Consider the following 21,598-nt stretch of genomic DNA (forward strand, 5'->3'; position numbering starts at 1 on the left):
AAGTTTTTTCGCAGCAGTTAGCGATAAGGCGGTGGTGACGGCTGGCGGGCGCGGATAATGTCGCCGCTATGAATGCACCCGTGATCACCTTTTCCGAAGATCAGGCCGAAGCCTGGGATAATGTCGCCACTGCCCTGCGGCAGGCCGGTGTCGATCTGGACGACAGCCTGCTGCAACCGCCGCAAAGTGATGCGTCATCTGTGCTGGCTGTCATTGGCAAGGCCGGGTCGGGCAAGACCATGTTACTGGCGGCACTGTATAAGGCGCTGGCCGAGGCGGGTGTCGATATCGTCTCGGGTGATTGGGAAGGGCGCAAGCGCAAGGACCGGCGCACGCTGGCGATTCTCGCGCCGACGAACAAAGCCGCCAGCGTGCTGCGCAACCGCGGGGTGCCTGCGACGACGATCCACCGGATTCTTTATACCCCGGTCTATGACCCTGAATATGAAAAGATCGCCGAATGGCTAGCGGGTCAGGGCGAGCGGCCCGAGATTGAAGGTCTGACCGAAATCGCATTGGACCGCGCCTGGGCTTCATATCAGATTAACACGTCAGTGCCTGCGGCGCTGGCGGCGGCGGGTCTGCGTGGCAGCGATTTTATCACCGGCTGGAAACGGCGCGAAGAACCGCTGGACATCGGGTTTGTCGACGAGAGTTCCATGCTGGATGCTAAGCAATTCGACGATCTGAAAGAGATTTTTCCGACCCTTTTGCTGTTCGGCGATCCGGCGCAATTGCCGCCGGTGCAATCCAGCGGGGGAATGGTTTTTGAAACCTTGCCCAAAAACCGGGTCCTGACGCTGAGCCGGATTCACCGGCAGGATGCCGATAACCCGATCCTTGATCTGGCCCATGCCCTTGCCGACCCGATGATCGATTTCTATGCCTTTGAACGCTTGGTGGCCGAAGCCGCCGCGCGCGACGATCGCGTCGTCATTGCGCAGCGGGTCGAAGCCGATCTGATGGCGCGGTCGCCCTGTCTGGTCTGGCGCAATGCGACGCGGATCAAGCTGATCCATGCCTTCCGCTCTGCCTTCAGCGCACCTGTCGATGCGCTGCTGCCGGGTGAGCCGCTGATCTGTGACGGGATCGAACTGCCGTTGAAACACCGCAAGAAACGGCTGGATCTGGAGGCGCGTGGGCTGATCAAGGGCGCGCAGGTCATCTACCTTGGCCCCGGCAAGAAACCCGGTTTTTCGCGGCTGCATGTGATGGGGGCCGAAGACCCCCGCATTTCTGCCGCCAGTATCGTCAAGATCGAACTCGAAGGCGATGCCGAACCGTTCATCCCCTTTGCCGCGCGGATGGGCGCGACCTTTCTGCATGGCGCGGCGGTCACCATCCACAAGGCGCAGGGGTCGCAATGGGACACGGTGCAGGTCTTTGCCCCCGATATCGAGATCGCCAGCCGCATGGGGCGGATGGAGGCGGGGCAGCCGTTGTGGAAACGCCTTGCTTATGTTGCGATCACACGGGCGGAAACGCAATTGCGCTGGGTCGTGCGTAACCGGCTGGCGCGGCCGGAACTGGCGCTTGGCGTCGATGATCTGGAGGTGCCGGTGTCGACATTGGAACTGAAAGCGGAGGACATATGAAAACCATCATCATCACCGGCGCCAGCGCCGGGATCGGGCGGGCCACCGCGCTGCATTTTCTGGACAATGGCTGGCGTGTCGGCCTGATTGCGCGGCGGCCAGAGGTTCTGGTTGAAATGGCGCATCCCAACGCGGTGCCTTTGCCTTGCGACGTGACCGATGAAAAGTCGGTCGATGCTGCCTTTGCCACATTCGGCCATCTGGATGTGTTGTTCAACAACGCGGGCATGTTTGGCCCCCAGACGACGATTGACGAGATCGCGCTGGATGACTGGCGCGCGGTGCTGGATGTGAATCTGACGGGGATGTTCCTGTGCGCGCGTGCCGCGTTTCGCCAGATGCGGCATCAGACACCGATGGGTGGGCGGATCGTCAACAACGGATCAATATCGGCGCATACGCCGCGCGAAGGGTCAATTTGCTATACCACCACCAAACATGGCGTGTCCGGTCTGACCAAGACGCTGTCGCTGGATGGCCGTGCCTTTGATATCGCCTGCGGGCAGATTGATATCGGCAATGCGCGTACCGATCTGGTGCAGGGGCTGGAACTGAAACGCGAAGCCGAAGGATTGCCGCCGCTGCCCACCATGGCGGTGGAAGATGTGGCGCGGGCGGTATTCCACATGGCGTCCTTGCCGCCAGAGGCGAATGTGCAAAGCATGATGGTGATGGCATCCAAGATGCCCCATATCGGACGCGGCTAACGGCGTATCATGCCAAAGACGGCGGAGGCGAGCCAGCCCGCACCGGCCGCGATGGCCAGCGACATCAGCCCATAAAGAAACGCCTGATTATGTGCGAGGTTGTAAAGCCAGCGTTCCAGCCCGACCTTGGCGACCGGGATCGCTGTTTCGTAATCGTCGATCACCACCCCGTCGCGTGTCAGATAGATATGGGCAGTATACTCGCCCTCTGTCAGTGTCGCAGGCAGCGAAATGGCGGTGCGGAACAAGGTGTCCTGATCCAGCTGCACGGCCCCTTCCAGCATCTGATACAAGTTTTGGTCGGTCTTGATCCGGATCAGCGCTTCGGTAAAGGCCGCGCTGTCGGGCACGGTGGCACCGACCGCACGGATCGCGCGGGGGATGGTGATGCGGTTGCGCAGATCTTCGACGTCGCGCAGCACCTCTGAGATCGGGTCGGTGGTGGCGACGGCGTAAAACGACGGGGCGGCGCTGACATCGACGGCGTCGGTATTGACCCAGATCCCCATGCGGCGGGCCTTGCGCCGCACGGTCACCGGTTCATCCGGGCCGGCGATCGTTACGATGACACCAAGATTGCTGTCCTGCGGGGCGGGGGCATCGCGGCTGACCGCGCCGAAGACGATGATGTCCGAGCCCTGGAATGTCACGGTAATCGCCACCGCATCGCGGCTGAGGCCCAGCACGATTTCTTCGGCCTTGGCGGGCAGGGCAAGCAGCAGCAAAAGCGCAATGAGCCGGACCATCATGCCCCCCTCACGCCAAGGGAATAAAGTTCGGACGGCATCAACAGCAGATCGAACGCCAGTTTGCCGCAGACCAGAAGCACCAGAAGCGCCAGCAGGATGCGCAATTGTTCCGCTTTCATCCTGAGGCCGATACGCGTGCCCACCTGCGCCCCGATTACGCCGCCGATCAGCAAGAGCAGCGCCAGCAAGACATCAACCGTCTGGTTTGTCGTGGCATGCAGCATCGTGGTAAAGGCAGCGACAAAGATTACCTGCAACAAGGAGGTGCCGATCACCACTTTGGTCGGCATTCCCAGAATGTAGATCATCGCAGGCACCATGATGAAACCGCCGCCGACCCCCATGATCGCTGCCAATATTCCCACCAGCACGCCCACCAGGATCGGTGGAATGACCGAGATATAAAGACCGGACACACGAAATTTCATCTTGAACGGCAGCGCATGGACCCAATTGTGCTTGCGCCGCACGGGCAGGGCACCGGGTTTGCTGGCCCGTCTGATCGCGCGCAGGCTTTCGACGAACATCAGCGCGCCGATGGCACCAAGAAAGATGACATAGCAAAGCTGTACGAGCAGATCGACCTGCCCTTGGGCACGCAGGTAGTTGAAAATCACGATCCCGATGGCTGACCCGATCAACCCGCCGACCAGCAGCACGCCGCCCATCACCAGATCGACGGTCTTGCGCTTGAAATGCGCCAGCACGCCAGAGATGGACGCTGCAACGATCTGATTGGTACTGGTGGCCACGGCCACCGCAGGCGGGATGCCGATGAAGAACAGCAATGGTGTGATCAGAAAGCCGCCACCGACGCCGAACATTCCGGACAGCACGCCGACCATGCCGCCCAACCCCAAAAGCAGGAAGGCATTGACCGACACCTCGGCGATAGGCAGGTAAATGATCATTGAACGGTCCGGGACAGAGGGCCAGTAAAAGGACAAAGCACCTTATCGGCGCCGGTGTCAAATCCTGACGCCGCCGCAGCAGTGCAAACGCAGCATTTGCAACAAGTGGTGCTATTTCGGCGCTAAAACTGGACCTATGCCAGCCCTCGCAGGTAAGCGCGCAGCACCTTTTCCAGTTTGGCAGCACCGATCGGGGCCATTGCCTTGGTGTGTTCGTGGCTGATCGCTTCGTCACTTAAACCCGCGGCCATATTGGTGATCGTGGAAATGGCGGCAGCCTTCAGGCCGAGGAATCTGGCAAGGATCACCTCTGGCACGGTGGACATGCCCACGGCATCGGCACCCAGCATCGCAATGGCGCGGATTTCGGCGGGCGTCTCGAACGACGGGCCGGAATACCAGGCATAGATGCCATCCGCCATTTCGATGCCGGTGCTATCGGCGGCGGCGCGCAGGCCGACGCGGATCGCGGGGTCATAGGCGTCTTTCATCGGCACAAACCGCTGATCTGTGGGTTCGCCGATCAGCGGGTTCAGCCCCGAGAAGTTGATGTGATCAGACAGGCACATGATCGACCCGGTGGGCATATCCGCCCGCATTGACCCCGCCGCATTCGTGGCAATGACAGATTGCCCACCCAGCGCGCACAGCACCTCCAGCGGCAGGCGCATGGCATCGGGGCGGCCTTGTTCGTAGTAATGCGCGCGCCCGCCAAAGACTGCGACACGCACACCCTCCAGATCGCCGATCACGAGGTTGGGGTTATGGCCCGACACGCCCGCATGGGGAAAGCCGGGCAGGTCGGTATAGGGAATTTTCACCCCATCCACCGCATCCGCGATATGGCCAAGGCCAGAGCCAAGGATCAGACCAAGCCGCACCGGGGCATCGCCCGCGACAGCCTTGATCTGGGTGGAAAGAGCTTCAGCGTTCTTTGACATAGGGTTGGCCGCCTGCGCGTGGGGGGATCGCCTTGCCGACAAAGCCAGCAAGGATGATCACGGTCAGAATAAAGGGAAGCACATCCAGCAATTGCCCGTTCACGCGGAACCCGATCACATTGGTGATGATATCCGGGCGCAGCGACAGCGCTTGCAGGAAACCGAACAGTAGGCAGGCATAAAGCGCATACCAAGGCCGCCATTTGGCGAAAATCAATGCGGCGAGCGCGATATAACCGCGTCCCGCGCTCATATCCTTGACGAAACTCGCTTGCAGCGCGGTGGCCAGATAGGCCCCCGCAATACCGCATAGCACGCCACAGATCCCAACCGCGGCAAAGCGCAAACCGACCACCGAAACACCGGCGGTGTCCACAGCCGCCGGGTTTTCGCCCACGGCCCGCAGGCGCAGGCCGAAACGGGTGCGATACAGGACCCACCATGTCAGCGGCACGGTCAGCAGGGCGACATAGACAAGGATCGTGTGGCCGGAAATCAATTCGTAATAGATCGGGCCGATGACCGGCACTTCGCGCATCGCCTCTGCAAAGGGCAGGGTGATCGGGTTGAACCGCGCATCACCGGTCAATTGCGGGGTGCGTCCGCCCTGCCGGAACCAGCTTTGCGCCGCAACGACCGTCAGCCCGGCTGCAAGAAAATTAATCGCCACACCGGAAATCAACTGGTTCCCGCGAAAGGTGATCGAGGCCAGACCATGCACCGCCGATAAAACCAAGGAAGCGCCGATCCCCGCCAGCAGGCCGATCCAGACATCGCCAGTCACTGCCGCGACAGCGGCAGACATAAAAGCGGCAGCCAGCATCTTTCCCTCCAGCCCGATATCGAAAATACCGGCCCGCTCTGAAAACAGGCCTGCCAGACAGGCAAGCAACAGCGGCGTCGCCAGACGCAAGGTCGCGTCTAGCATCTGCAAAAGGGTGGCGAAATCCATTTAGGCAACAGCCTCTGTCAGGAAGGGGAACAGCGCAAAGAAACGATCTGCAACTTCGGGGTTGCGGCGCAATGCGGTCTCGGCCTCGGCTTGGGTGATATCGTTCACCTGCGGTTTGTCGCGGCGCATGAAAAATTGCAGTCCCAGCATGGCGTCGAAACGGTCATCGGTGATGAACGGATCATGCGGGATACGCTTCATCACCGCCTCGTTCGGGCGGAACACATTGGCGCGGTTCTTGACCGCCAGCAGTGCCACCAGATGCGGCGGCACATCCCCGCCCGGTGTCTGCGCGATCACATGATGAATCCATTTGTGCAATTCATCCATCGTGATCATGCCGAGTGCGAGGCAACTCAGCACAAAGCCGAGGTCCGCGCCGGTATCATCCTCGACACCGATTTTGAAAGGTCCTGCCATCATTGTTTTGCTCTCCTCATTGTCAGGAACAGCCGCTCCAGCGGCATACGCACCATATTGTCGAGTGCGCCCGTGAACAGGATCACCAAAGCCTGAATAACGATGATCAGTTCACGTGGGATCGAGGTCCACAGCGCCAGTTCTGCGCCGCCTTGATAGAGGAACCCGAATAGCAAGGCCGCCAGCAACACCCCGAAAGGATGGCTGCGCCCCATCAGTGCGACGGCGATGCCGATAAAGCCCGCCCCCTCCACTGCGTTCAGGACCAGCCGTTCGGCCTCGCCCTGCACATTGTTGATCGCCATCATGCCGGCCAGACCGCCGGAAATCAGCATGGTGACCATGATGATCTTGGTCGGGCTGATGCCCGCATATTTCGCCGCAGCCTCTGAATGGCCATAGGACCGCAATTCATAGCCCAGCCTTGTGCGCCAGATCAGCGCCCAGATCGCGATACAGGCGGCAACGCCGACGAAAAAGGTGATATTGGCCGGCGCACCACGGAAAAACGTAGTGTCGCCAAAATTGAACATATCCTGAAACGAGGGCAGATGCGTGGCGGCCGGAAAGGTCGCGGTGGCGGGTTCCATGGACCCGGATACCTTCAACGGGCCGATCAGCAGGTAGTTCAGCAAGGCGGCGGCGATGAAATTGAACATGATCGTGGTGATCACGATGTGGCTGCCGCGTTTTGCCTGCAGATAGGCCGGGATCGCCGCCCATGCCGCGCCGAAAGCTGCGGCCATGGCACCGGCACCCAAGAGCGCCAGTGTCCAATGCGGCCAAGGGATATAAAGACAGGCGATGGCCACGCCCAGACCGCCCAGCACTGCCTGACCTTCGCCGCCGATGTTGAACAGGCGCGCATGAAAGGCGACAGAAACCGCCAGCCCGGTGAAGATGAAATTGGTCGCGTAATAAAGCGTGTAACCCCAGCCATAGGTGGACCCGAGCGCGCCTTCGACCATCAGTTTCAGCGCGGCCCAGGGATTTTCCCCGATGGCAAGGATCACCAGCGCCGACAAGATCGCCGCCAGGAGGACCGAAATCAGCGGGATCAGGATCACATCGGCCCATTTTGGCATCACATCCATGCTCAGGCCCCCTTGCCCGCGCCGTCACCCGCATAGGCGAGGTTTTCAGCGACGGCTTGGAACACGTCGCCCGCAGGTGCCTCGGTCATGCCCGCCATGAGCAGCCCAAGCTCTTTTTCATCGGTATCTTGTGGCATCCGCTCGCCCATTATTTTTCCATCGAACATAACAGCGATCCGGTCGGACAGGGACAGAATTTCTTCCAATTCGACCGAAACCAGCAAAATAGCCTTGCCCTGATCCCTGAGTGCAACAATCTGCTGATGGATGAATTCGATCGCGCCGATGTCGACTCCGCGTGTGGGTTGGCCGATCAGCAACAGATCTGGATTGCGCTCAATCTCGCGCGCCAGAACGATTTTCTGTTGGTTGCCGCCGGAAAAGCTTTTCGCTGGAAGGCGCGGGTCAGGCGGGCGGACGTCGAAACGGGCCATTTTTTCTTCGGTATCTTTCAGGATCGCCTGGTGATCCATGAACAACCGTGACCGCTGATAGCGCTGGTCATGATGATAGCCAAAGGCGGTGTTTTCCCATGCGTGGAAATCCATGATCAGCCCTTCGCGCTGGCGGTCTTCGGGGACATGGGCGATGCCATTGGCGCGCCTGCTTTGCCCGTCGGACCGTGCGCCGGTTAGGTCAATCTCAACCCCATTCATCAGCACCGTGCCGGTGGCTTTTTCATAGCCACCCAAGACCTCCAATAATTCGGACTGGCCGTTGCCCGCGACGCCAGCCAGCCCCAGAATCTCGCCTGCGTGGATGTCAAAGCTGACATCCTTGACCCGGTGCACGCCTTTATCGTCGGTGACGTTCAGGTTGCGGATCTCCAGAATCTTGCGCCCGATCACCGGCGGAGTCTTGTCCACGCGCAGCAGCACTTTGCGCCCGACCATCAGTTCGGCCAGTTCCTGTGGGCTGGTCTCGGATGTCTTGACGGTCGCGGTCATTTCGCCCCGGCGCATCACGCTGACGGTATCGGTAATTTCCATGATCTCGCGCAGTTTATGGGTGATCAGGATGATGGTCTTGCCTTCGCGGCGCAGGTTTTCCAGAATGCGGAACAGGTGATCCGCCTCGGCGGGGGTCAGCACGCCGGTGGGTTCGTCCAAGATCAGGATATCCGCCTGACGGTACAGTGCCTTGAGAATTTCGACACGCTGTTGCATCCCGACGCCCACATCCTCGATCACCGCATCGGGATCGACGTTGAGTTCGTATTCCGTGGCCAGTGCTTTGAGCTCGCGCCGCGCTCGGGCGAGCGAGGGGCGCAACAGCCCGCTGTCCTCTGCCCCGAGCACGACGTTTTCCAGAACGGTAAAATTTTCCACCAGTTTAAAGTGCTGGAACACCATGCCGATGCCAGCGGCAATCGCCGCCTGACTGTCGGTGATGTTCGTCTTCTTGCCCGCGATGAAAATCTCGCCCTTGTCGGCTTTGTAGAACCCGTAAAGGATCGACATCAGCGTCGACTTGCCCGCCCCGTTTTCACCGATGATACCATGGATCGTGCCGGGCATCACGCGGATCGAAATATCCTTATTGGCCTGCACCGGGCCAAAGGCCTTGGAAATGCCTTTGAGTTCAATCGCGGGTTCGGGGGCGGTCATGCGGGCACCTGTCCTTTATGCAAAAGGCCGCGCGGAAAAATCAGCGCGGCCTTGATATGTGGCCGGTGGGGCTGGCTTAGAAGCTCAGCACCGGGCAGGTTTCGTCAGATGAATAATCATGCACGACCAGATCGCCCGCCGCGATTTCAGCAGCCGCTGCATCGACCGTTTCACGCATTTCAGCGGTGATCAGCTCTTCATTGTATTCATCCAGCGCATAGCCCACGCCATCGTCGCCGACGCCCATGACATTGATGCCGGTTTCAAGATCGGTGCCAGCGGTGAAGGCATCATAAACCGCATTGTCGACGCGTTTCAGCATTGATGTCAGGACCTGACCGGGATGCATAAAGTTCTGGTTCGCATCGACGCCGATGGACAGGATGTCGTTGTCCGCCGCTGTCTGCAATACGCCGACGCCGGTGCCGCCAGCCGCCGCAAAGACAACGTCGGACCCTTGGCTGATCTGCGCCAATGTCAGTTCAGACCCTTTGACCGGATCATTCCATGCCGCGGGTGTGGTCCCTGTCATATTGGCGACGACTGTTGCATCGGGGTTCACGGCCAACACGCCTTGGGCATAGCCACAGGCGAATTTACGGATCAGGGGGATATCCATGCCGCCGACAAACGAAACGGTACCGGTTTCCGATGCCATCGCAGCCAGCATGCCGACCAGATACGACCCTTCATGTTCGTTGAACACAACCGACCGCACGTTGGGGGCATCAACGACCATGTCGATGATGGTGAAACTTGTCTCGGGATAATCTGCGGCGACGCGTTCCAGTGGTGTGGCCCATGAAAAGCCAGCCATCACGATCGGGTTCGCACCGGATTCTGCAAAGCGACGGATCGCCTGTTCGCGCTGCGCATCGGATTGGATTTCCACCTCCGCATAGCTGCCGCCGGCTTCTGTCGCCCAACGTTCGGCACCGTTATAGGCGCTTTCGTTGAAGGATTTGTCGAACTTGCCGCCCAGATCGAACAGTATTGCCGGATCAGCGGCCGCCGCACCTGCCGTCAGGGCCAGTGCTGCGGATGCACCGAGAAGTTTATGCATGAGGGTCATATCAGTCTCCCAGATCGTTGTGCAAAGCCGGATGATCACCCGTGCCGTGCCGTTGTTGTAAACCAAGCCGGTCGTTGCCGGACCATCGCAAGATAAGGCCCCGCCACGCGCGGAAGATCAACAGGTTTTTGCGCAAATAAAAGCAAGTGGCGATGGATTGATCATGACATTTCAACCTAACGCCGCGTTAGCTGGATGCCAATGCCTTGCTGAGGACAAGTGCGGCGACAGCTGCTGCATCTTTGGGCAAGTAATATCCCGGACGGCGGCCAACCTGCGCATAACCTGCCTGCGCGTAAAGCGCGCGCGCAGGAACGTTGTCCTCCGCAACTTCCAGGAAAATCGCTGTCGCCCCTTTTGCTTGCGCCATATCTTCCGCCTGTGCCAGCACATCATACGCCAGACCTTTTCGGCGGTGGGCGGGGGTGGTGGCGATGGTCAGCAATTCGGCCTCGTCCATGGTCACACGCAGCAGGGCAAATGCGCGGGAATCGCCTGCAATGATCGTGCCGGGCTGGTTGATCAGACCGCGAAACTCCGCCGCCGACCATGACCGTGTCGTTGAAAACGCGTTCTTATGGATGTCTGCCATCACCTCTGGAGTCATGGCCGGATCATCGGCGCCGCGTCGCGCGCTGGGGCTGCATCGGGGGGGCGGATATAAAGCGGTGTCGGGCGGGAATTTTCTCCGCCGATCCGCTGCACTGCAATCCGGGCGATAGCATTGATCGGTGGTTCCGATGGCGTCACGACGGCAAGTCCTGTGAGCGCGCTGATCTGTTCAGCCACAGGCCCGATGATCCGCGCATTGACTGAAATGGGCGGCAGGTCATCCAGCGCGCAAAGCTGCGGCACCCTGTCACCCGCTCCGAACACCTGTATATAGATCATATCCCGCCGCGCATCGAGACAGGAGACGACGACGCCATCCAGCCCGCATGCCTGCGCTTCCAGCAGCGACACACCCACCGCTGGCTTGCCCAGCCCCAGCGCCAGTCCGCGCGCGGCGCTGACGGAAATGCGGATTCCGGTAAAATTGCCCGGTCCGGTGCCGACGCCGATCCCGTCCAGATCGCGCCATGCCAGTCCTTCTGCCGTCAACATCTCTTGCAGCATGGGCAGCAGATGCTCGCCCTGTCCCTTGGCCATGTCATCGACGCGGGTCACGACCCGGTCACCCAACAGCAAAGCGGCGGCGCAATGCGCCGCCGATGTGTCGAATGCGATCAATCTGGTCTCAGGCGGCAACAGGCCGCACCTCGACCACTTCGGGGATGTAATGGCGCAGCAGGTTTTCGATACCCATTTTCAGCGTCAGCGTGGACGACGGGCAACCGGCGCAAGCGCCCTGCATATGCAGATAGACAATGCCGCGGTCAAAGCCGTGGAAAGTAATGTCGCCACCATCCTGCGCCACGGCTGGGCGCACACGGGTATCAAGCAATTCCTTGATCTGCGTAACGATGTCGGCATCTTCACCGCTGTGTTCGGCGTGGCCGCTGACCGGTTTGTGATCCTCTGCCATGACCGATTGGCCGGATTGGTAATGTTCCATGATCGCACCCAGAATGCCGGGTTTGATATGGTCCCATTCGACGTCATCCGTCTTGGTCACCGTCACAAAGTCGATGCCAAAGAACACGCCAGCCACCCCACCGGTCGCAAAGATGCGCTTGGCCAGGGGCGAATTCTCTGCTGCTTCGACGTTGGGGAAATCGGCTGTGCCAACCTCCAGCACGTTCTGGCCGGGCAGGAATTTCAGCGTTGCTGGATTCGGGGTCGATTCGGTTTGGATGAACATGGCGCGGACCTTCTTTGTCAGGATTGATATATGCCTATCAGCGCGTCATCTGTCAAGGTTTTAGAATCGTTCTAAATCACGTGATCAGTTCCAGCCGTTCCTTGGACAGATCGCCCGGCACGATGGTGATCGGCACCGGCAGGCTGCCTGCCTGACGGCTGAGCTGTGTGACCAGCGGGCCGGGGCCTTTGTTATCGGTGCCGGCACCCAGCACCAGCACACCGATGCTGCTGTCTTCGCTGATCTGCGCCATGATCTCTGTCAAAGGTTCACCTTCGCGGATGATCAGTTCGGGGTTCACGTTCTGCTTGTCGCGCATCCATTTGGCGAACACTTCGAAATGGACCTCGATCCGTTCCCGCGCTTCGGCGCGCATGATTTCACCCACCCCGATCCAATGGTTGAATTCATCGGGCGGAATCACCGACAGGATCGCCACGCCGCCGCCGGTATGGGCGGCACGCATCGCGGCAAAGCGCATGGCGTTCAGACATTCGCGGCTGTCATCTAGGATGACCAGAAACTTGCGCATTATCACTCTCCTGTTCGGGGGATATTGTGAACCATGGATATGATGCTGGCAACGGGGATCGTGGGGCGGTGGCACCCGACGCCGGGGAAACGCCGGGTGCCTGCAGAACCGGGGTACCAAAGGGGGGCGGATGGCACCGACCCGGGGGCGCGGAGCAGAGCGAATCCATGCAGCGCAGGCCCAGCGTCGCATCGGCGGGATTCAGTTTTGTGACGTCTTCGCCGCCAGATCGAGCAGGGACTGCACATCCAGCCGCGCGTTGACCATCCGCAGCCGACCGTCCGAATGGCGGGGCCAGTCGGACATCGGTTTATCGACGTAAAGTTCGACGCCGTTATCGTCCGGATCACGCAGATAGACCGCCTCGCTCACCCCGTGGTCAGCGGCACCGTCAAGCGGGAGTCCCGCCGACAGCACACGCGCGATCACGGCACCAAGTGCGGTCCTGTCAGGATATAGAAAGGCGGTATGATAAAGCCCGGTATGTCCCGCCGGCGGCGGCGTTGCGCCAAGGCTTTCCCAGGTGTTCAGCCCGATATGGTGGTGATAATCACCCGCGGCAAGAAAGGCCGCACCCGAGTCATAGCGCTGGGTGACATGAAACCCCAGCACATCGGCATAGAACGCGATGGATCGGTCGAGATTTGATACACGCAGATGTACGTGACCGACGCGGGTGGCAGCGGGGGCAGACATGATCGTTTTCCTTTCAGCTTTGCTGATAGGGTAACATCAATCGCGCCCGCCGCTATCCGGCATCGTTATGCAAGGCCTGTGCGGCCATGCAGATCAACCGCGCAACAGACCCACGATATCATGGGTCTTTTGCAGGATCGGTGCTGCAATCGCGCGGGCCTTGTCGGCGCCTTGGGCCAGAATACGGTCAATTTCTGCCGGGTCCGCCATGAAACGCGCCATATCTGTCGAAATCGGCGCGAGCTTGGCCACCGCCAGATCGGCCAGCGCCGGTTTGAACGTGCCCCAGCCTGCGCCGGGATATTGCGCGATCACCGCCTCTGGCGTGGTGTCGTCCAACGCTGCGTAAATCTCGACCAGATTGCGTGCCTCTGGCCGGGTTGTCAGCCCTTCGACAGTTTCGGGGAGCGGTTCGGGGTCGGTCTTGGCCTTCCTGAACTTCCTGGCGATCGTGTCGGCATCATCCAGCATGTTGATCCGTTCCATATCGCTTTCGCCGGATTTGGACATTTTCCTGGTGCCGTCGCGTAGGTTCATCACGCGCGTCGCGGGTCCATCGATCACCGGTTCGGTCATCGGAAAGAAATCAACGCCGTAATCATGGTTGAACTTCGCCGCGATATCGCGCGTCAGTTCGACATGCTGTTTCTGATCCTCGCCCACTGGGACATGGGTGGCGTGATAGATCAGAATGTCAGCCGCCATCAACGACGGATAGGCATAAAGGCCCAGCGATGCCTTTTCCGCATTCGATCCCGCCTTGTCCTTGAACTGGGTCATCCGGTTCATCCAGCCGACGCGGGCGACGCAATTGAAGATCCAAGCCAATTCGGCATGGGCTGACACCCGGCTTTGGTTGAACAGAATGGATTTCGCCGGATCGAGGCCAGCGGCCAGATAGCCCGCTGCAACTTCGCGTGTTCCGTTGGCGAGATCCTTGGGGTCCTGCCAGACCGTGATCGCGTGCAGATCGACCACGCAATAGATCGTTTCCATGGATCCTTGAATGCCGACAAACCGCTTGATTGCGCCCAGATAATTGCCCAATTGCAACCCGCCTGATGGTTTGATGCCGGAAAACACACGTGGAGTAAAACTTGTCTGGGTCATGGTCACTGTCCGGGCTGGATTTCAGGCTGAGGCTCGCATACCCATGCCAGACAGACCCGTCAACTTCAACAGCCGCAAAGGGCTTTGCCGATGTCCGAGAAACCGATCAACGATCTTTCGCCTGTCGTCATCGCACTTGCCCTGCTGATCATCGGGGCAGAGGCTGTGTTTCAGCTCGCCAATGCCGGATTGGTTGGTGGTCCGCGCGGCGTCGGCTGGCGGATGGAGGGGATCGGCATGTTCGGCTATTCTCCCGCGGTGCTGGAAAGGGTGTTGGTGCAGCATGATTTTTCGCCTGATATCCTGTGGCGGTTCGTGACCTATCCATTCATCAATGTCGAAATCGTGCAGGCGGCGTTTTGTGCCGCGCTGACCCTGGCGCTGGGCAAGTTCACATCCGAATATTTTGGCGGGCTGAAGGTGCTGGCAATCTATTTCATGACCGCAATTGTCGGGGCCGTCATCTATGGGCTGCTGGTTGAGGGGAACGCACCGTTGCTGGGCGGCTTCACCCCGGTTTACGGCTTGATTGGCGCCTATACTTATGTGCTCTGGCTGCGGCTGGGGCAGGCGGGCGAGAACCAACTGCGGGCGTTTCAACTGATCGGGTTCCTGCTGGCGCTGCAATTGCTGTTCGGGCTGATCTTTGGCGGCGGTCAGTCGTGGATCGCGGAATTGTCGGGTTTTGCGGCGGGTCTCGCGCTGGCGATCCCTCTGGCACCGGGCGGCTGGGCCTTGCTGTTGCACCGGTTGCGCGAGCGGTCCTGAAATGTGAGCGAGCCGGGAAACATGGGCGCGGATAACTTCCTCTGCCCCAAGGGTGAGTACATATGCAAAGTTGCTTGTCTTGTCCTGCTGAGCACTCGCGCATGTATTCAATCACGAGACAGGCAGGTGATCCCAAGGCTGCACCATTTCTTGCGATAGTCTGACAATGATCACCGCCCGAAGAGCATCCCGGCACAGGTGTCGTGACAGATTGGATGATCTTTAGAACTTACTCATCATGGCGGATGAAACTGATTTCGCCGTTCCTCTCCAGTCTGGCCTCCTTGATCTTTTCCAAGTCTTGCAAGCCGGCCCGGAGCCGCAAGGCTTCGAGCAGATCGTCCCGACTGAGGTTGCTTCGGCGCATCGCGTCCCAGTCAACCTTGCCATCCTGAATGAGCCTGCGCGCGCTACCCTTGACCAAAGTTCCGAAAGGGTCGAACCGGACAGCGACGTTTGCGAAAATACCGTGAAGTGCGACCAGAACCAGCGCGGCGCATAATGTCGGTACAAACGGCGATTGCCCGGTAATGGCCCGACTGATGACAGAGCCCAGCATAACACCAAGAATAACATCAAATGCGGTGTTGGCTCCGATGAAGCGCTTATTCCCGAACCGTACGATCATGAGCGCAAAGGCAAAAACCACGACGGCGCGAGCAACCATGTGCCGGACGCTGAGCGTGTCTTCGTCCAATCCCAGTAACCAAACGAAAAAAGCCCCGGTCTCTGCGATCATATTGTAGCTCTTTGTTCATTGGCCCATCAACGTCTCTTGGTCCAAGGTTGCATTGATAGGTCAATTTTGCATGCTGTTTGATAGGTTGCGAGGCAAAAAATGCTCCGCCACCCCACGAAGAACACCATCTCAGCGATGAGTATGTGAATGCTACCCGTCTGTAGCCATTCTTCGTATCATGATCATGATGGCCAATGTCTATACCGCTGCAGTTGTCCAGGGTCGGGACAACAAGAATGATCGCTGCTGCGCCATGAAACACGGCCTGCGGCGCGACAGACGATACACAAAAATCAACGGACAAGTATTTCAGGCAAAGCGAACAGGGCGCCCTCGTGTGGATATCCCCGCGCAGGTGATGAAGATCAGCGTTTCATCGCGCGGCGAAATTCAGCCAGCCGGAAGGCACCGATCAACTGGCCGATTCCGAAGTAGCTGACCGCCCCCAGTACAATCAATGCAAGCAGCGCCAGATAGCGCCAGGTCGGGATCGCGAAAAGCGGGGCCATCACATGGGCAAGCGCGGCAAGGATCAGCCCCATCGCCACGGATGCAGCGATGATCCGGGGCAAGCGCGATTTGAACCGCGCGTCGAAATCGGCAGCCTCACCCATGTTCCGGCTGCCACGCCACAATAGCCAGACCATCGCCCAAGCGGTCGCACTGGTGCCATAGGCGGCGGCGATAAAGCCGAGGAACGGCGACAGGCCCACGGCAAGCACGGCATTCAGGACCAGCGCTGCAAGCGCGTAATAGAACGGGCGTTTGGTGTCTTCGCGCGCAAAAAACAGTGGCTGCAAGGTCTTTTGCATGACAAAGGCGGGCAGGCCCAGCCCATAAACCGCCACGGCAAAGGCGGTGGCGGCGGTATCATCCGGGCCAAAGGCACCGCGTTGGAACAGCACCCCGACTAAGGGGAGCGCAATCACCATCAGCGCCACCGCAGCGGGGATCGTCAGGGCGAGCGAGACTTCACAGGCGCGGTTGAACGCATCCTTGCCCCCCGCGAGATCATTCGCGCGCAACCGCCGCGACAGGTCAGGCAGCAGCACGACGCCGATGGCGATGCCGACAACGCCGAGGGGAAGTTGATACAGCCGGTCGGCATAGGACAGCCATGAAAAAGCACCGTCGAAATAGCTGGCAACCTGCCGGCCCACCAGCAGGTTGATCTGCACCACGCCACCGGCCAGCGCGGCAGGGGCAGCGATGATCGCCAGCCGTTTCAGTGCGGGCGTCATCCGCGGGCGCCCGATCCGCAAGGTAAAACCGGCGCGGCTTGCCGCCCACCAGACCACCGCCAATTGCCCGATCCCAGCCAGCGGCACGGTGCAGGCCAGCCATAGGCCGATCCGTTCGGGCTGTTCCATTGCAGGCATTGTCCCGGTGGCCGCCGCGATCAGGATCGCGGCCACGAAACCCGCGTTCAGGATCACCGGCGCGGCGGCCGCAGCGGTAAAGCGACCGGTGGCATTCAGCACGCCCGACAGCAAGGCAGTCAGCGAGATGAACAGGATATAGGGAAAGGCGATCCGCCCGTAATAAACCGCCAGCTCGAACCGTTCGTCACCGATGAATCCGCTGGCCATCGCCGCCACCAACGCGGGCATTGCGATGATCCCGATCACAGTGAAGATCGACAGGATCACCGACATCGCCAGAAACGCATCCTGCGCGAATTCCTGCGGGCGGTCATTCGCCTCCAGCTTTTTGGAGAACATCGGCACGAAGGCCATGTTGAACGCGCCTTCGGCAAAAAAGCGGCGGAACAGGTTGGGCAGGGAAAAAGCCGCGAGAAAAGCCTCGGCTACCGGGCCGGAGCCCAGATAGGCCGCGATAAAGATATCACGTACGAAACCCGCCAGGCGGCTGAGCAAGGTCCACAGACCGACTGTGAAAAAGCCGGACATCAGGCGCACCTGTTTCATGCAGCGCGTCCTGTTTTGATCAAGATATCGCCTGCTTTGCACCCTGCACGATGGCTTCGCGCAATTTGCGTTCCAGGCTTTGGCGCTTGGCTTCCGAATGATATTTCAACCCGACCATATCCTTGACATAGAACGTATCCACCACCTGTTCGCCATAGGTCGCAATCACGGCAGAGGCAATATAGACATGCGCATTGGCCAGTGTCCGCGTCAGATCATAAAGCAGACCGGGACGGTCGCGGGTATCCACCTCGATGATTGTGTAGATTTCCGACCCTTCATTATCGAATGTGATCTTGGTATCGACCCTGAATGCACGTTCGCGTTTCTTGATCTTGTCCTTGTCTTTCAACGCCTCGCGCGCCACGACTTCACCGCGCAGGGTGCGGCTGATCATCTGGCGCAGGCGTTGCAGGCGGCTTTCCTCATAAGGATTGCCATCATCATCCTGCACCCAGAACACGGCCGTCGCATAACCATCCTTGGAGGTATAGCTGCGCGCATCGACGATATTGGCCCCGACCAGCGCCAAAGCGCCGGTCATCCGGCTGAATAAACCCGGATGATCGACCAGTGCGAAACAGGCGCGGGTGGCGTCACGGTCGGCATCTAGCATCAGATCGATGCAGATTTCGGTGTCGTCGATATCACGCAGCAGTTTGGCAAAGATGACATGCGCGGCATTGGGCAGGCCCTGCCAGTAGGGGCCATAGTGGCGGCCCATCTCTGTCTTGATCGCCTTGGCGTCCCAGTTTTCCAATGTCTTGCGCAAGGCGCGTTTCGCCTCTGCCTCGCGGCTTTCGCGGTTGAGGTCTTCGAGACCCGTTTCCAGCGCCGCCTTAGTCGCCTTGTAAAGGTTGCGGATCAGCACCGCTTTCCAGTTGTTCCAGGTTCCGGGACCCACGCCGCGGATATCGCAGACGGTCAGCACCGTCAGAAGGTCCAGCCGTTCCACTGATTTGACCGCATTGGCAAAGCCACGCACCGTGCGCGGTTCAGAAATATCGCGTTTCTGCGCCACATCGGACATCAGCAAGTGATAGCGGATCAGCCATTCGACGGTTTCGCATTCCTTTTTGCTCAGCCCCAGGCGCGGACAGACCTTGCGCGCGATCTGTGCACCGATGATGGAATGATCTTCTGGCCGGCCCTTGCCGATGTCATGTAGCAGCAGCGCGACATAGAGCACCCTGCGGTTGATACCGCGTTTCAGGATGCCGCTGGCGACCGGCAATTCCTCGATCAGCTCACCCCGTTCGATCTGCGCAAGGTTGCTGATGCATTGGATCGTGTGTTCGTCGACCGTGTAATGGTGATACATGTTGAACTGCATCATCGCCACGATGGGCGCGAATTCGGGCATGAAGGCGCCCAGCATCCCCAGCTCGTTCATCCGGCGCAAGCCGCGTTCGGGGTTGCCGTGTTTGAGCATCATGTCCAGAAAAATCCGGCTGGACTCGCGGCTGTTGCGCAATTCATCATCCACCACATGCAGATGTGACGCGATCAGGCGCATCGCATCCGGGTGCAGCAATGTGCCGGTGCGCAGCGCCTCTTCAAAGATTCGGATCATATTCAGCTTGTCGGCAAAGAACGCCGGCTCATCCGCCACGGTCAGGCGGTTCTGCTTGATCGTATAGGGCGGCTTGGCCCGTTTGCGACGCGCCATAAGGCGCATCAGCATTGGTTCGGGTTTGGTGTGGGTCGCCTCTAGTGCTGTCAGAAAGACACGTGTCAGTTCACCCACGCGGGTCGCCTCGCGGAAGTAGGCCTGCATGAAATGTTCGACCGCGCGCCTGCCGCCGTGATCGGTATAGCCCATTGCGGCCGCCACCTCGACCTGCATGTCAAAGGTCAACTGGTCTACCGCACGGCCTGCGATCATGTGCAGATGGCATCGCACGGCCCAAAGAAAATCCTCGGCCTTCACGAAGGCCTCGAATTCGTCCCGCGTGAACACGCCAAGACCCACCAATTCGGCGGCATCTTTCACGCCGTTGACGTATTTGCTCATCCAGAACAAGGATTGCAGGTCACGCAATCCGCCTTTGCCTTCCTTGACATTGGGTTCGACCATGTAACGCTGGCCGCCCTGTTTGCGGTGCCGTTCCGCACGTTCAGCCAGCTTGGCCTCGATGAAGTCACCTGCCGTGGATTTGAAGAGTTCCGACCAGAGCCGTTCGTTCAGCGTATCGGCCAGCACCTTGTCCCCCGCCAGATAGCGGCATTCGACCAGGGATGTGCGGATCGTATAATCCTCGCGCGCCAGACGGACGCAATCTTTGACGTTGCGGCTGGCATGGCCGATCTTCAGCTTGAGATCCCAAAGCATGTAAAGCATGGATTCGATCACGCTTTCGGCCCATGGGGTGATCTTGTAAGGCGTCAGAAACAGCAGATCGACATCGGAATGTGGGGCCATTTCGCCGCGCCCATAGCCCCCCACAGCGATCAGGGACAGCTTTTCCGCCTCGGTTGGGTTGGGCGCGGGATGCAGGCGCTGGGCTGCGATCTCCAGAATGATGGTGACGATCTGATCGGTCAGCCAGGAATAGGCCCGCGTCGTCGGACGGGACGCAAAAGGTTGCATTGCAAAAGACGTGCTGATCTCGGCAAGGCCCGCCTGACGCGCCTCTGTCAGGATGCGCACGGTGATCAGACGCACGTCCTTTTCGGATGCGGTATCGGCAGTTTCATCTGCAATGCGGGCCATGACCGCCGCCCTGTCGAAAATGACGGACGCCGGACAGATCAGTCCGTCCGGCGCTTCGACATGGCGGGTGCGGACGGGTTCAGAACCCGGCGGCGCCAAAATTTCTAGGGGCTTGTTCAAGGATGACTACCTGATTTTGTTGAATTGTGGCGACGGCCAGCCCACGTTCGTTGCGTCCATCCGGCAGCAGGCGGAACACCCCTGATGTGCCACGGAACCCTTGTGACGTGGTCAGGGCACGCCGGGTCAATGCCCCGTCACCCGAAGACATCAGCGCGCCGATGGCGGCGATCCCGTCATAGGCCAACCCGGCCAGAGGATGCGGTTTCGCGCCATAGCGGGCCTCATAGCGGTTCTGGAAAAGGGTCGCCGGGCCTTGGTCGGGCAGGGCAAAGAGGCCGCCCTGCACGCCGGGCAGTTCCAGCAATTGCGGCACCGTATCCCAGCGGGTCAGGCCGATCAGCCGTGTTTGTTCGATATCGAGGCCCGCATCGGGCAGGCCGGTCGCGATGCTTGGCAGATCGGCATTGGCCCCAGCGGTGGCAAAGATCGCCTGTGCGCCTGTCGATTCTGCCGTGCGGACCAATCGCTGTGTGGACGAGAAAATCCCGGCTTGCGACAGCGGATAGGATTCAGTCGCGACAAGCGTCGATCCGTTGCTGCGCACGGCGCGGGCGATGGCATCACGACCGGCTTCTCCGCCGATGTCCTGACCATGGGCGATCATGAAACGGTTGACGCCCTGCCGGCTGGCATATTGCACCAGTCGCTGCGCAGTATTGTCAAAAGTCTGGCCGAGAATGAAAACATTGCCCCCGGCGATGCTCGTGTTGTTGGAAAAGGCCAGAACATTAATGTTATCACCCGAAACCGCCACACCAGCCGCATTTGCAGCTTCGGCGAACAAGGGGCCCAGGATGATCTGCGCGCCATCGTCGACCGCCATCCGGGCCACTGTCGCCGCCTGCGCAGGATCGCCGCCCGTGTTGTATACGCGCAAATTGATGTCGGCCCCGTTCAGGTCGGCAATCGCCATGCGTGCGGCGTTTTCCAGGTTCTGCGCAAGAAAAGCATCGCTGCTTTCACCCGATCCGCCGGGCACGAGCAAGGCGACCTGCACCCCACGGGATGTATCACGGCTAGGCGCAACTTCTGTCACATCCTGCAGATTGGTGTCACAGGCGGCAAGCCATGCGAGCGAGAAAAAAGCGAAAAGGCGCGCAACCGGCTTGCAGGCCTGAGAGAAACGGGCGACCATGATGG

21 protein-coding genes are annotated in these 21,598 nt (G+C 59.8%); 3 read left to right on the forward strand and 18 right to left on the reverse strand.

The window, feature by feature from the left end; all coding sequences use genetic code 11:
• Positions 1–68 precede the first annotated feature (68 nt).
• On the forward strand, positions 69–1,595 hold the full coding sequence (locus ACK4TM_RS00490; RefSeq protein WP_409695061.1) for an AAA family ATPase: 1,527 nt from the start codon (positions 69–71) through the stop codon (positions 1,593–1,595).
• Positions 1,592–2,302, forward strand: coding sequence for an SDR family oxidoreductase (locus tag ACK4TM_RS00495; protein ID WP_409695064.1), 711 nt, complete (start codon positions 1,592–1,594; stop codon positions 2,300–2,302). The genes ACK4TM_RS00490 and ACK4TM_RS00495 overlap by 4 nt, the downstream gene beginning before the upstream one ends.
• Here the strand turns inward: ACK4TM_RS00495 and ACK4TM_RS00500 are convergent.
• From ACK4TM_RS00500 to trpS, 14 genes are all read right to left on the reverse strand, one after another.
• Entirely contained in the window at positions 2,299–3,048 is a 750-nt protein-coding gene (locus ACK4TM_RS00500) for a TIGR02186 family protein (RefSeq protein ID WP_409695067.1), read from the reverse strand. The genes ACK4TM_RS00495 and ACK4TM_RS00500 overlap by 4 nt on opposite strands.
• Positions 3,048–3,962, reverse strand: coding sequence for a sulfite exporter TauE/SafE family protein (locus tag ACK4TM_RS00505; RefSeq protein WP_409695070.1), 915 nt, complete (start codon positions 3,960–3,962; stop codon positions 3,048–3,050). Before ACK4TM_RS00505 ends, ACK4TM_RS00500 begins: the two co-directional genes overlap by 1 nt.
• A 134-nt stretch (positions 3,963–4,096) precedes the next feature.
• The gene (locus ACK4TM_RS00510) at positions 4,097–4,903 is read right to left on the reverse strand and encodes a purine-nucleoside phosphorylase (protein WP_409695073.1); all 807 of its coding nucleotides are present in this window, start codon (positions 4,901–4,903) and stop codon (positions 4,097–4,099) included.
• Positions 4,887–5,855: an ABC transporter permease gene (locus ACK4TM_RS00515; protein ID WP_409695076.1), complete on the reverse strand. Its 969-nt coding sequence runs from the start codon at positions 5,853–5,855 to the stop codon at positions 4,887–4,889. The genes ACK4TM_RS00510 and ACK4TM_RS00515 overlap by 17 nt, the downstream gene beginning before the upstream one ends.
• On the reverse strand, positions 5,856–6,278 hold the full coding sequence (locus ACK4TM_RS00520) for a hypothetical protein (RefSeq protein WP_409695079.1): 423 nt from the start codon (positions 6,276–6,278) through the stop codon (positions 5,856–5,858).
• Positions 6,275–7,369, reverse strand: coding sequence for an ABC transporter permease (locus tag ACK4TM_RS00525; RefSeq protein ID WP_409695081.1), 1,095 nt, complete (start codon positions 7,367–7,369; stop codon positions 6,275–6,277). The genes ACK4TM_RS00520 and ACK4TM_RS00525 overlap by 4 nt, the downstream gene beginning before the upstream one ends.
• 2 nt (positions 7,370–7,371) lie before the next feature.
• The gene (locus tag ACK4TM_RS00530) at positions 7,372–8,976 is read right to left on the reverse strand and encodes an ABC transporter ATP-binding protein (protein ID WP_409695084.1); all 1,605 of its coding nucleotides are present in this window, start codon (positions 8,974–8,976) and stop codon (positions 7,372–7,374) included.
• A 76-nt stretch (positions 8,977–9,052) separates the two neighbouring features.
• The gene (locus ACK4TM_RS00535; protein ID WP_409695086.1) at positions 9,053–10,048 is read right to left on the reverse strand and encodes a BMP family protein; all 996 of its coding nucleotides are present in this window, start codon (positions 10,046–10,048) and stop codon (positions 9,053–9,055) included.
• Between the two features lie 187 nt (positions 10,049–10,235).
• Entirely contained in the window at positions 10,236–10,640 is a 405-nt protein-coding gene (locus tag ACK4TM_RS00540; protein ID WP_409695089.1) for a GNAT family N-acetyltransferase, read from the reverse strand.
• An 11-nt stretch (positions 10,641–10,651) separates the two neighbouring features.
• Positions 10,652–11,296: a tRNA (adenosine(37)-N6)-threonylcarbamoyltransferase complex dimerization subunit type 1 TsaB gene (gene tsaB / locus ACK4TM_RS00545; protein ID WP_409695092.1), complete on the reverse strand. Its 645-nt coding sequence runs from the start codon at positions 11,294–11,296 to the stop codon at positions 10,652–10,654.
• The gene (locus ACK4TM_RS00550; protein ID WP_409695095.1) at positions 11,286–11,849 is read right to left on the reverse strand and encodes a NifU family protein; all 564 of its coding nucleotides are present in this window, start codon (positions 11,847–11,849) and stop codon (positions 11,286–11,288) included. The genes tsaB and ACK4TM_RS00550 overlap by 11 nt, the downstream gene beginning before the upstream one ends.
• A gap of 76 nt (positions 11,850–11,925) precedes the next feature.
• Positions 11,926–12,381 (reverse strand): universal stress protein, encoded by a 456-nt coding sequence (locus ACK4TM_RS00555; RefSeq protein WP_409695098.1) that lies wholly within the window; start codon positions 12,379–12,381, stop codon positions 11,926–11,928.
• 201 nt (positions 12,382–12,582) lie between these two features.
• Entirely contained in the window at positions 12,583–13,077 is a 495-nt protein-coding gene (locus ACK4TM_RS00560; protein ID WP_409695101.1) for a VOC family protein, read from the reverse strand.
• Positions 13,078–13,170: 93 nt separating this feature from the next.
• Positions 13,171–14,187, reverse strand: coding sequence for a tryptophan--tRNA ligase (trpS, locus tag ACK4TM_RS00565; protein WP_409695104.1), 1,017 nt, complete (start codon positions 14,185–14,187; stop codon positions 13,171–13,173).
• A 90-nt stretch (positions 14,188–14,277) separates the two neighbouring features.
• Between trpS and ACK4TM_RS00570 the strand changes: the two genes are divergently transcribed.
• Complete coding sequence (locus tag ACK4TM_RS00570) at positions 14,278–14,955, forward strand: rhomboid family intramembrane serine protease (protein WP_409695107.1); 678 nt, start codon at positions 14,278–14,280, stop codon at positions 14,953–14,955.
• Between the two features lie 229 nt (positions 14,956–15,184).
• Here ACK4TM_RS00570 and ACK4TM_RS00575 read toward each other — a convergent pair whose 3' ends face one another.
• The 4 genes from ACK4TM_RS00575 to ACK4TM_RS00590 form a co-directional block, all read right to left on the reverse strand.
• Complete coding sequence (locus tag ACK4TM_RS00575; protein WP_409695111.1) at positions 15,185–15,694, reverse strand: DUF421 domain-containing protein; 510 nt, start codon at positions 15,692–15,694, stop codon at positions 15,185–15,187.
• Positions 15,695–16,059: 365 nt separating this feature from the next.
• On the reverse strand, positions 16,060–17,622 hold the full coding sequence (murJ, locus tag ACK4TM_RS00580; RefSeq protein WP_409695114.1) for a murein biosynthesis integral membrane protein MurJ: 1,563 nt from the start codon (positions 17,620–17,622) through the stop codon (positions 16,060–16,062).
• 19 nt (positions 17,623–17,641) lie between these two features.
• Positions 17,642–20,434, reverse strand: coding sequence for a [protein-PII] uridylyltransferase (locus ACK4TM_RS00585; RefSeq protein ID WP_409695158.1), 2,793 nt, complete (start codon positions 20,432–20,434; stop codon positions 17,642–17,644).
• Entirely contained in the window at positions 20,415–21,593 is a 1,179-nt protein-coding gene (locus tag ACK4TM_RS00590; RefSeq protein WP_409695117.1) for a penicillin-binding protein activator, read from the reverse strand. The genes ACK4TM_RS00585 and ACK4TM_RS00590 overlap by 20 nt, the downstream gene beginning before the upstream one ends.
• Positions 21,594–21,598 lie beyond the last annotated feature (5 nt).

The organism is Yoonia sp., assembly GCF_046292185.1.
Taxonomy (GTDB): Bacteria; Pseudomonadota; Alphaproteobacteria; order Rhodobacterales; family Rhodobacteraceae; genus Yoonia.